Genomic DNA, 12,229 nt, shown 5'->3' with positions numbered 1-12,229 from the left:
GGCATTTGCTTTAATGGGATTAATATCTTCTTGATGTTCCTCTGTAAAAGTAAAAACGATTTAGATTTAGGTGAAATCAAATAAAAATGGCAGGCCAAGCCTACCATTTCAATTTACTTATGTGTTTTAGACTAAATCATTAATTATTTTGTTGTTCAGCCAAATATAACCAAGTTTCTAGAACCGTGTCGGGGTTTAATGAAATTGAATCAATTCCTTGTTCGACCAACCAATTAGCAAAATCTTCATGATCTGAAGGTCCCTGTCCACATATACCAACATATTTATTTGCCTTTTTACAGGCTTTAATAGCCAAAGACAGTAATGCTTTTACGGCTTCGTCTCGTTCATCAAACAGGTCAGCAATAAGACCTGAGTCTCTATCAAGACCAAGCGTTAATTGAGTTAGATCATTTGATCCAATCGAAAAGCCATCAAAGTACTCTAAAAATTGATCAGCCAATAAGGCATTTGATGGTAGCTCACACATCATTATGACTCGTAAACCGTCTACCCCACGTTTAAGACCATGTTCTTCTAATAATTCAGATACACGTTTAGCTTCGCTTACCGTTCGTACAAATGGGATCATAACTTCGACATTAGTCAATCCCATGTCATTTCTAACTCGTTTTAGAGCTTCACACTCCAGAGCAAAACATTCTCTAAAACTATCTGAAATGTAACGAGATGCGCCACGATAACCTATCATCGGGTTTTCTTCTTCAGGTTCGTATTGGTCACCACCAACTAAATTGGCATATTCATTTGATTTGAAGTCTGACATACGAACAATTACTTTTTCTGGATAAAAAGCAGATGCTAGCGTCGATACACCCTCTTTAATTTTATTGATATAAAACTCGACTGGAGAGTCATAGCCTGCTGCAAGTTCGTCAATTTCTTCTTTAATATCTTCTGGTTGAGCATCGTAATTTAATAATGCCTTTGGATGCACCCCAATCATTCTATTAATTATAAACTCTAATCGAGCGAGGCCAATTCCCGCATGTGGTAAACGAGCAAAGTCAAAAGCACGGTCTGGGTTACCGACATTCATCATTACTTTAACGGGTAAATCTGGCATGTCGTCAACCTTTGAAGTCACCACTTCGTATGGCAATACTTCACCATAAATAAAACCGGTATCACCTTCTGCGCACGATACCGTAACCTCGTCGCCTGTGACAATAGACTCAGTTGCATTACCACAACCAACCACAGCAGGGATCCCTAATTCACGTGCGATAATAGCTGCGTGGCAAGTTCTGCCCCCGCGATTTGTTACAATCGCTGAAGCACGTTTCATAATCGGTTCCCAATCCGGGTCAGTCATGTCCGTAACTAAAACGTCTCCAGGTAAAATTTGGTCCATTTCAGCAATTGAACCGAGCACTTTCGCAACACCAGCGCCAACCTTGTGCCCAATTGCACGGCCTTCTGTTAATATTTTGCCGCGTCGTTCTAGTTGAAATGATTCAATAACATTTGCTTCTTCGTTACTGCGTACCGTTTCTGGTCGTGCCTGAACTATATATAGTTGACCATCCATACCATCCTTAGCCCACTCAATGTCCATAGGTCGACCATAATGTTTTTCTATTGTCACCGCTTGTTTAGCAAGCTCCATAATTTCATCTTCAGTTAATGAAAACTGATTCGCGAGTTCAGGTTCAACATCAATAACTTTAACTTGTTTACCATGTTCCACGTCGTCGCTATAAATCATCTTAATCGCTTTACTGCCCATATTTTTGCGAATTACTGCAGGGCGACCATTTGCAAGCGTTGGCTTGTGTACGTAAAACTCATCTGGGTTAACAGCACCCTGCACAACCATTTCGCCAAGACCAAAAGATGAAGTCACAAATACTACATCTTCAAATCCTGATTCCGTATCAATTGAGAACATAACACCTGACGAAGACAGATCCGAACGAACCATACGCTGTACACCAGCTGATAATGCAACACCTTTGTGATCGTAACCTTGGTGAACACGATATGAAATTGCTCTGTCGTTAAACAAAGAAGCAAAAACATGTTTTACCGCGGTTTTAATTGAATCTAGCCCTTTTACATTAAGAAAGGTTTCTTGTTGTCCTGCAAACGATGCATCTGGCATATCTTCCGCAGTTGCAGATGAACGAACTGCAAATGACGCTTCATCCCCTAACTTCCCAGCTAATTCCGCATACGATCGTTCCATTTCATTTTCAAATTCAGGTTGGAAAGGCGTTTCTATGATCCAGTTTCTAATCTTTTCGCCGGCTGCCGAAAGCGCAGCTAAGTCGTCGATATCGAGCGCATCTAACAAATCATGGATGCGTTGCTCTAAGCCACTTTGTTCTAAAAACTCATTAAAGGCGTAAGACGTTGTCGCAAAACCATTTGGCACTTGTACGCCAACACTAGACAAATTGCTGATCATTTCACCTAAAGAGGCGTTCTTTCCACCGACTTGGTTAACATCACCCATGCCTAACTCTTTGTACCAAAGGACATAATTTTGCACGACAAACACTCCGTAATTTTCATTAATATTTAGATGAACTATAGTATTGTTTTGTTATGTAAGTATTATTATGTAAGTAAAATTGTAATAATACAAAACGAATTACATATTGCGGCATTTTACACAGGTGATTCAATTGCGCAAATTGATTTTTTTAATTTTTTAGGAGTGAAAACATGTTCGATCATCATGCATTTTATATTTCAGATGGCACTGCAATAACTGCTGAGACGGTTGGGCACGCCACACTATCGCAGTTTGAAATGCAAATTGAACACGTTACTCTACCTTTTATCGAAAATATAGAGATGGCTAAAAAGGTCGTTTCTAGAATAAATCAAATATATGCTGCCAACGGAAAAATGCCGCTTGTCTTCTATACCTTTGTTGACCAACAACTTAAAGAAATTATTGAGCATGCAAAAGCGGTATGTTTTGACGTACTTATTCCGTTTACTAGCAAAGTGGAATTGGCATTAGGCGTTACAGCAACGCCAAAATTGCACCGCACCCACTCCATGAAAACAAACCGTTATGACTATCGAATTGAAGCTATGAACTATGCTTTAGCAAACGACGACGGCCAGACTATGCAGAATTATGCCGACGCGGACGTTATTTTAGTTGGCGTATCGAGAAGTGGGAAAACCCCCACAAGCATTTATTTAGCGCTAAATTATGGAATTAAGGCAGCAAACTATCCATTTATTGAAGACGATATGGATGAATTGACCTTACCTGCTATTTTGAAGAACAACAAAAAGAAATTATTTGGCTTAACAATCGACGCTAAACGATTGGCAGCGATCCGCAACGAACGTTACGCTAACAGCAAATACGCGTCGTTAAGGCAATGCCGTATGGAGTTACGGGAAGTCGAACGGCTCTACCGTAAATCTAAGATCCCTTTCATCAACACCACTTCGTTTTCTGTTGAAGAGATTTCAGCAAAAATCATGTCTGAAATGGCATTAGAGCGATTTAATCATTAGTTGATCAACAACTCAACGGCCATAAATAACCCAAACAAGATAGGTTGATGTACCAAATAGATGATTAAGCTATGCTGGCCTGCTCGTTCAATCAGTGAGTTAAAAATGGTTAACATAGGTAAATGGAATTGTTCTGCAAGGTTTGTTTTAAAGACCTTCTGAACCACGTTATTGTTTTGAATTAAGTGTCCGAAAAAGATCCCAATCAAAACGATACCAAACCATGGAAACACGGGAACGTAATCCAACGCAGGACGTTTAGTTTCTACCATTCCTAACCAGTGAAAATATAAGGGGTCAAAAAATTGGGATTGAACATAATGTCCTAAAAGAAGACAATTACCCCAAGCACTAACGCAATCTTTGGGCGTGATATAAACGGCAAACTTAAAAATGTCGCCAGTAAAATGAAATGAATTATTCCAAACACAGTTACTTTATCAGCGGCAATAAAATAACTTGATACACTGACGAAGAACGCTGCCAAACCGAGTTGTCCAGAGCGTCTGATAAGATTACGCCAACGAAGTTTAGGATTGTGTGACAAAACTAAACTCACCCCGACTAAACTTAAAAATAGAATGACAATGACGTATCTAAACGGGATCCAATAGCCTTTGCCAAACATGGTGTCGATATAGTTAAAATAATAGAGATCGTAGCAAAAGTGGTAAATAACCATAAGTAAAATGGCAAACCCTCGAAGCCAATCTAACAAAGAATACCTATTATTAATCATACCTATTACACCACTTATTTAAGCAATTAACGTTAGTGTTAAAATCAAAAAACCGGACTATTACATCCGGTTTTGTTTTATCTAAAATTCAACTTTATTTAGCGAATTTTAATGCGTCTGTAATTAAAAATGCCAGTTCTTGAACTTGGTCAGCATTTAAACGTGGATCACATTGCGTTTTATAACGTTGTGATAAGTCAGCTTCACTTAACCCATACGCGCCACCTGTACATTCGGTAACGTGTTGCCCTGTCATTTCAAAATGAACACCGCCAGCCCATGTACCTTCAGCTTTATGAACCGCAAAAAACTGCTGAATTTCTTTTAATACAGAATCAAAGTTACGAGTCTTATATCCGTTGCTTGCTTTAATAGTATTGCCATGCATTGGATCCGAACTCCAAACCACGTGACGACCTTCTTCTTTCACTTTACGCACTAACGCAGGCAATTTACCTTCAAGCACATTTGCCCCCATACGCGTGATCAGAGTTAAACGGCTAAGGCTCATTGTTTGGGTTTAATGTATCAATCAATTTGATTAATTCGTCAGGGTCCATTCCCGGGCCAACTTTCACCCCAATTGGGTTATTTATGCCTTTAAAAAATTCGATATGGGCATGATCGAGTTGTCGAGTACGTTCACCAATCCACACCATATGCGCTGAACAGTCATACCATTTACCGGTTAAATGATCACGACGTGTTAAAGCTTGCTCATAATTTAACAGTAGCGCCTCATGAGATGTAAATAACTGGGTTTCTTTAATAACTGGTGTCGTTTCAGACGTTAATCCAATTACTTTCATAAACTCGAGAGTTTCTTTAATACGATCAGCAAGATGTTGGTAACGTTCACGATTTGGATTTGAAGCAACAAAACTCATATTCCAGCGATTAACTTGGTGCAAGTCTGCTAAACCGCCCTAGGCAAAAGCACGCAACAAGTTTAAGGTTGACGCAGAATGATGATAAGCAGTCACTAATCTATTTGGATCTGGTTCACGGGCTTGTTCGTTAAATTCAAAACTATTGACGATATCTCCACGATAGCTAGGAAATGAAACGCCGTCGATTGTTTCTAAATCAGCTGAACGTGGTTTTGCGTACTGACCTGCAACGCGCGCAATTTTTGTAACTGGAACTTTTCCACCAAATGTAAGTACAACTGCCATTTGCAGCATAACTTTAAATGTATCGCGAATGTTCGCAGCATTAAAGTCTGAAAACGATTCAGCACAATCACCACCTTGCAAAAGAAAACCTCGACCTTCAGCAACATCGCCTAGCTGTTTTCTTAAATCACGTGTCTCTTCAGCAAAAACCAAAGGAGGAAAGCTATGAATTTGTTCCTCTACATTGTGCAGCAATGTTTGGTCTTTATAATTTGGCTGTTGTTGGATTGGAAATTTTCTCCAACTATCTGGTGTCCAGTTACTCACGTATATACCCTTTTATTTTGTCTTTATTTATTGTGTTACTTTTAATTTTTAGAGATGGCTGATATCAAACCGTCACTAGCATCCTCAATTAGATCTAATACAAATTCAAAACCTGCAGCGCCACCATAATATGGATCGGGTACCTCAACAACGTCATTGTATTTTTCTGAAAACGCCAACATAAGTTTAATTTTCGATTGAAACTCTGCTGGGCACCGACGCTTCAGCGAAGCCAAATTGTCGTTATCCATTGCCAAAATTAAATCGTAATGCTCAAAGTCTTGTTCTTTTATTTTTCGTGAACTAATGTCCGAAAAATCGTAATTTCGTTTTTTTCCTGCAGCCACGGAACGCGGATCAGGCCTTGTACCCTCGTGATATGCAGACGTTCCTGCACTTTCGACGTCAATATATAATCCGATACTTTCTGCCTTCTGACGAAAGATGGCATGTGCTGTTGGTGAGCGACATATATTGCCCAAGCATACAAACAATACTGATGTAATTTTAGCGTCCGACATGTTGGTAGATCTTCCATTCATAAATAGCTAACTAAGCTGGCGTTACATTATTTTTAGTGCAACGGAAAAACCTTTATTGTCTTTGTAAAACGCATAATAACCGCGTAAAACCGTTAACCACTTTTGGTTTAGACTGCCATATAGACGGCCAAATTGAAACAGATAATTGGTACTTTTTAGAGCTAATATACTATTGATTATTGATCCCACTCACACTTGAATATAAAACCATCAAATTCTTACCTTCACCTATGGAATACAAAACCAATTTAAGGGCAATTAACTCTGACTATTATTGCGCGAGTACCACAAATTCTTATCCGCAATAATTTATCCATGATAGAATTCAAAACCGTTTTAAAACGACCTTTTAGTTCTCTTTTAAGAAATGAGTCAATGTCTGAAGTTAAACAAATTTTAAAGCTCGCCTTACCTTTATTAGCAACCCAAATTGTCGTTAGTTTGATGTTTTTTACCGACACAGTAATGGCCAGTCGCGCGAGTCACGTCGACATGGCTGCGGTATCTGTAGCAACAGGTATTTGGAGTCCGATCGTTTTTTCTGTGCAAGGTTTATTAGTCGCAATTACCCCTGTTGTCGCTCAATTACTGGGCGCTAATAAAAACAGTTCTACTGCCGATTTAAAAGCATCCCTCAAACAAGGCGTCTATTTAGCTTTGTTTGTCTCCATCTTTGTACTGATTATTTTTCAATTTATTCACATTCCCATCGACAAACTCGAACTCGAAACGGTATTACATCAAAAGTCTTTGGGTTATTTAAACTATGTAATTTGGGGCATAGTGCCGACGTGTTTATTTTTTATCTATAGAGGGTTTTGTGAAGGCGTTGGTGCGACAAAACCAGCATTAATAGTTAGCGTTGTTGGGCTACTTGCAAACATCCCGCTTAACTATATTTTTGTATTTGGTGAATTTGGAATGCCTAAAATGGGGGCCGCGGGTTGTGGTCTTGCTACCGCAATTGTCAACTGGATTTCAATTATCAGCCTATTAATTTACTTTAAAGTTTCAAGAGTATTTAAACCTTATGCAAGCTTAGTCATTGGCAAACCCGACTTCTCTGCCATTAATAATTTAGTCAAAATTGGCACCCCCATTTCACTCGCTTTATTGTTCGAAAGCAGTTTATTTGCGTTTACCGCACTGTTTATAGCGCCTCTCGGTGCGATTGCTGTTGCAGGCCACCAAGTCGCGTTTAGTTATAGTAGCGTTGTTTTTATGGCACCGTTAAGCTTGGCGATGGCCGCCACAATCCGCATCGGTTATTTAAGGGGTCAAGGGGATTATTCAAAACTCATCCATTCGATTAAAACATGTTTTAACATTGCCTTTGTATTTGGTGCCATCGTAATGGTTATAACACTTTTTTGAATCAACAAATCATTGCTATTTATACAGACGAGCCGTCTGTGGTTTTATTGGCGAGTTCCATTTTAGTTATCGCTGCAATTTACCAATTACCTGACGCGATACAAGTGATGGCTGCGGGAGTTTTTAAAGGATTAAAGGACACTAAACCTTTATTCTACATTACCTTTATAGCTTATTGGCCAATGGGATTTGCACTAGGTTATACCTTAGGACGAACAGATATCCTTGTACCCGCGATGGGAGCAGAGGGGTTTTGGATAGGCATAGTGTTTGGGTTAACGGCAGCGTCTGTAATGTTTCTAATTAAGCTTAGATGGACCCTACGCAGTTTAAAGCAACAGCTTAGTAAGCCCCAAATGCCGGAAAACTTCGTTTAGTTATTAGAAATTAAATAACTTAGTAAAATCCATAGAAAAAATGCCAGTCCGTTAATTACTGAAGGACATAGTAAACCCTTTGTAATTAGCTAAGTTAATCAGAAACAAAAAAGGCATAGAGCGATGTGTTTACTCTATGCCTTGATTTACTTTTGACATTAATTTTTAATGCATTTCAAATATTTAAATAACTTCGCCCTATTCATCTTCCAACGTCATTAACGATGTATTACCACCTGACGCTGTAGTATCAACACTTACGGTCTTCTCTGTTACTAATCGCGTAATTAGGTTGTCATTAAACTCCGCGGTGATAGTTGGTAAAATAGCACCTTCACGTTCAGACAACCATGTTGCTACTAACTTACGTCGCTGACAGTTTGACTGCATTACCACCCCCGCAAGTTGCTCTTCTTTTAACAGTGCCTGCAAGTGATTTAGTTTAGCTATTTGTAAAACACCTTCAGGTGCATCCGTAAGTAAAAACTTGTTTCTAAATGCCGCAGCCTTATCATAAAAGATATCAGACACTACAGTGATAACTGTATTACCTGTTGCGAGCGCGGTAATAATTGCAAGTACCCAGTAATGAAACGTCACTTGGCAATCAGCGAACACCACTACATTTCCACGAGGTTCTAAATACAACGTATTAGATTCTCCTGTTGGCCTGAGCAATACAGTTGGACGTTTTAATTTAGATTCAATATCGATTAACTGCTCTCGGGCAATTAATAGCGTGTTGTTTAAATCATCGGCAAAATTGTCAATACTGTCTAGTTTTGAAATCTCAGCGAGTAAACGTCGCACAAAAGAGATACGGTCATTTAACGGCGTTAAGCGCCATTCTTTTTCTACACGACTTGCATTAGCCATAAAATCGGTCGCTTCGGCAGCTATTTTTTCGTCCGACAATAGCGCTTGGTCATTATTTAAGTTGGTACTTAACTCCACTTCAACGTTTTCTTTCATCAAACGTTGTAGATAATTTGGGCCACCTGCTTTTGGTCCCGTCCCCGATAAACCTCGACCGCCAAATGGTTGAACTCCAACAACGGCCCCAATCATATTGCGATTAACATATACATTGCCCGCTCGTGACAATTTAATTATTTTTTCCGCTCGACGTTCAATTCTTGTATGGATCCCCATGGTCAAGCCAAACCCTGTTGAGTTTACTTTATCAATGACGGATTCAATTTCACTTGCTTTGAAACGAACAACATGAACACAAGGCCCAAATACTTCTTGTTTAAGTACATCAATACTGTCAATTTCGTACAAACGAGGTGCAAAAAAGTGACCTTTATCAGCTGAACTAGACAACGGACATTGGTAAATTAACTTACCATTTTTCTCCATATAATCGGCATGATTTTGTAACGCCGTTAGTGCTCTAGTATCAATGACTGGCCCAACGTCGGTACCCAAAAACTGGGGGTCACCAACGTGTAATTCTGCCATTGCGCCTTTGATCATTCTTATCATATTGTCTGCAATATCTTCTTGTACAAACAAAACTCTAAGCGCAGAACAACGTTGTCCAGCACTTTGGAAACCACTTGCAATAACATCGTCTACAACTTGTTCTGGCAAAGCGGTAGAATCGACAATCATGCAATTTTGACCACCGGTCTCGGCAATAAGCGGAACTTGCTCATCACCGCGTTTGGACAAAATTTGAGAAATCAATGTTCCTGTTTGTGTTGAGCCGGTGAACATTACCGCTGCGATACGTTCATCTGGTAACAAAGTATCACCAACATCTCGTCCAGCAGCAATTACCGCCTGAACAACGGATTTCGGCAGACCACAAAGTTCCATTAATTCAATTGCTCTTAATGCAATCAAACTTGTTTGCTCTGCTGGCTTAGCAATAACGGTATTACCCGTAACAATAGCAGCAGCAACTTGCCCTAAGAAAATAGCCAATGGAAAGTTCCACGGGCTAATACACAACACGACACCACGTGACGTTAATCGAGTGTCTTCACTAAGTTGCTCTGCTTGTGCTGCATAATAGCGACAAAAATCCACGGCCTCTCTAACTTCATCAACGCTATCTGCTAGAACCTTCCCTGCTTCTTTAATACACAAGGCATAAAGTTCGTCACTATGTTGTTCTAACATGTCGGCGGTTTTGCGCAAAATGTCTGCGCGCACCTTAACAGATGTTTTAGACCATGACTCAAAGGCAGTTTGTGAACGCTCGAGCATATGCTCCATATCCACTTTTGTATTGACTTGACTCCAACCAATCACTTCAGACAAGTTCGCTGGATTGGTAACTGCCACTAAGTCATCATTTTTGTTCTGTTGTACTAGCTGCTGATTAAGTTCAAACCAGCTTACAAGGCTGTTTTTAAGCGGCGTTAGTTGGTTAATATCTGTGACATCGAAACCAATGGAGTTATCTCGCTCTTCGCCAAACATCTCAATAGGTAATTTAATTTGTTTGTTGTATTTAGACGCCGTACGCTTAATTTTCTCAACAGGATCTTCCAATAACTCTTCCACTGGACGATCAACGTCAACGATGGCATTTACAAATGATGAATTAGCGCCATTTTCTAATAACCGGCGAACAAGATAAGCAAGTAAGTCTTCGTGGTAACCAACAGGTGCATAAACACGGCATTGAATATAATCCATTGTTACGATTTGGTCGTAAAGTGTATCGCCCATTCCGTGTAAACATTGGAACTCAAAACCTTTCTTATCCTCACCGGCTAGTTCAATAATCACTGACGCTGTGTATGCATTATGGGTTGCAAATTGCGGATAAATGGTATCTCTGTACGACAAAAGTTTATTAGCACAAGCGTGGTAAGAAACGTCTGTACTGGCTTTGCGAGTAAATACCGGAAAATGTGACATGCCGTCTTTCTGGGCATTTTTTATTTCACTATCCCAATAAGCGCCTTTAACAAGACGAACCATGAGTTTACGTCCAACATTTTCAGTTAGTTGACGTAACCAGTCTATGACATAGATAGATCGCTTCTGATAAGCTTGCACCGCAAGGCCAAATCCAGCCCATGTGCCAAGATCACTGTCAGAAAATACGGCTTCAATTACATCAAGTGATATATCCAAACGCTCCGATTCTTCAGCATCAACAGTTAGGCTTATGTCGTATTGCTTTGCTAATAAACACAACTCTTTTAATTTTGGGACAAGTTCCGCCATCACGCGTTCGCGATGCGTAAATTCATAGCGAGAAAAAATTGCAGATAATTTAATAGAAATGCCTGGGCTTTGGCGTGGACCTTTATTGCCAGCCGCCTTGCCAATCACGTGGATCGCATTTTTGTATGAATTAAAATAGCGTTGCGCATCGTCAGCATTTCGAGCGCCCTCGCCCAACATATCATACGAGTAGACATATCCTTTCTGTTCTTTAGATTGAGCTCTAACCGTTGCTTCTTCAATCGTTTCACCCATCACAAACTGTTTGCCCATGATCTTCATTGCAATATTCATGGCTTTTCTGATAACAGGCTCACCAAAACGTCCTAGTGAACGTTTGATAATGCCAAAATGTTTATGCAGATTTTTATCAGAGTACTTAACCATAGAACCGGTAACTAACAGTCCCCACGACGATGCATTAACAAAAAGAGAATCGCTAGCACCAAGATGCGCACTCCATTTACCTTGTGTTAATTTATCGCGTATAAGCTCATCTTGAGTTGCTTTGTCAGGCACGCGTAATAGTGCTTCAGCCAAGCACATTAATACAACACCTTCCTCCGACGATAATGAATATTCATTTAACAAGGCGTCTATACCGCCACTGCCTTCAGATTCTGCTCTGATCTGTAGAACCATTTTACGGGCACGTTCCCATGCTCGGGTTTTCGCCCGTAAATCAACCTCAGCTAATGGCAAAATATGCGCAACAGCTTCGTTTTCTTCAATTCGATAAAAATCGCGGATTTTTTGACGAATTGGACAAGTCGCTGCTAAATTTTCTGAAAACAACATAGGACGGCCTCTAATCTGAATACCATTAATAACCACTTTAGTTATGAATGTGTTTAGTGAATTTTCCGCATTCTAATTCAGCAATTTTAACAAGCGTTAACGAATTATATTAAGGCAAAATCATTAGAAATATTTATGCCAGAGGTGATTGATTTTTATCGTTATTACAATGTCTAAATTAACCGTGAAGCCTTTATTTGTAGGCGTCACGTTAATTTTAGGCAATCTGAGTTAAGAAAAACTAATTAGTAAACGAATGAA

At 39.6% G+C, this 12,229-nt stretch carries 4 protein-coding genes and 3 pseudogenes; 2 read left to right on the top strand and 5 right to left on the bottom strand.

The window, feature by feature from the left end; all coding sequences use genetic code 11:
* Positions 1–139: 139 nt before the first annotated feature.
* The gene (gene ppsA / locus PN838_RS02045) at positions 140–2,515 is read right to left on the bottom strand and encodes a phosphoenolpyruvate synthase (RefSeq protein ID WP_272179617.1); all 2,376 of its coding nucleotides are present in this window, start codon (positions 2,513–2,515) and stop codon (positions 140–142) included.
* Between the two features lie 176 nt (positions 2,516–2,691).
* Here ppsA and ppsR point away from each other — a divergent pair, with 176 nt between their 5' ends.
* Positions 2,692–3,507 (top strand): posphoenolpyruvate synthetase regulatory kinase/phosphorylase PpsR, encoded by an 816-nt coding sequence (ppsR, locus tag PN838_RS02040; protein WP_215962878.1) that lies wholly within the window; start codon positions 2,692–2,694, stop codon positions 3,505–3,507.
* Here ppsR and PN838_RS02035 read toward each other — a convergent pair.
* The 3 genes and pseudogenes from PN838_RS02035 to PN838_RS02025 all read right to left on the bottom strand — a co-directional run bounded on the left by PN838_RS02035 (position 3,504) and on the right by PN838_RS02025 (position 6,209).
* Positions 3,504–4,189: pseudogene (locus PN838_RS02035) on the bottom strand (heparan-alpha-glucosaminide N-acetyltransferase). The gene ppsR and the pseudogene PN838_RS02035 sit on opposite strands and share 4 nt — an antisense overlap.
* A gap of 151 nt (positions 4,190–4,340) precedes the next feature.
* Positions 4,341–5,688, bottom strand: a pseudogene (locus PN838_RS02030) (class II 3-deoxy-7-phosphoheptulonate synthase).
* A gap of 41 nt (positions 5,689–5,729) precedes the next feature.
* Positions 5,730–6,209 carry a low molecular weight protein-tyrosine-phosphatase gene (locus PN838_RS02025; protein ID WP_272179616.1) on the bottom strand — a complete coding sequence of 160 codons (480 nt, stop codon included), beginning with the start codon at positions 6,207–6,209 and terminating at the stop codon, positions 5,730–5,732.
* A 336-nt stretch (positions 6,210–6,545) separates the two neighbouring features.
* On the opposite strand from PN838_RS02025, the pseudogene PN838_RS02020 reads away from it, so the two are divergent.
* Positions 6,546–7,981, top strand: a pseudogene (locus tag PN838_RS02020) (MATE family efflux transporter).
* Between the two features lie 198 nt (positions 7,982–8,179).
* Here the strand turns inward: PN838_RS02020 and putA are convergent.
* The gene (gene putA / locus PN838_RS02015; protein ID WP_272179615.1) at positions 8,180–11,968 is read right to left on the bottom strand and encodes a bifunctional proline dehydrogenase/L-glutamate gamma-semialdehyde dehydrogenase PutA; all 3,789 of its coding nucleotides are present in this window, start codon (positions 11,966–11,968) and stop codon (positions 8,180–8,182) included.
* Between the last annotated feature and the right edge of the window lie 261 nt (positions 11,969–12,229).

It is taken from the genome of Psychrosphaera algicola (genome assembly GCF_028401425.1).
GTDB classification, from domain to species: Bacteria; Pseudomonadota; Gammaproteobacteria; order Enterobacterales; family Alteromonadaceae; genus Psychrosphaera; species Psychrosphaera algicola.
The sequence above is the reverse complement of the archived record's forward strand: the minus strand, read 5'-3'. Positions and strand labels throughout refer to the sequence as shown.

Excerpts from the sequence above, each read along its gene's own strand:
- ppsR (WP_215962878.1), top strand. The coding sequence starts at position 2,692 with ATGTTCGATCATCATGCATTTTATATTTCAGATGGCACTGCAATAACT.
- PN838_RS02025 (WP_272179616.1), bottom strand. The coding sequence starts at position 6,209 with ATGTCGGACGCTAAAATTACATCAGTATTGTTTGTATGCTTGGGCAAT.
- putA (WP_272179615.1), bottom strand. The coding sequence starts at position 11,968 with ATGTTGTTTTCAGAAAATTTAGCAGCGACTTGTCCAATTCGTCAAAAA.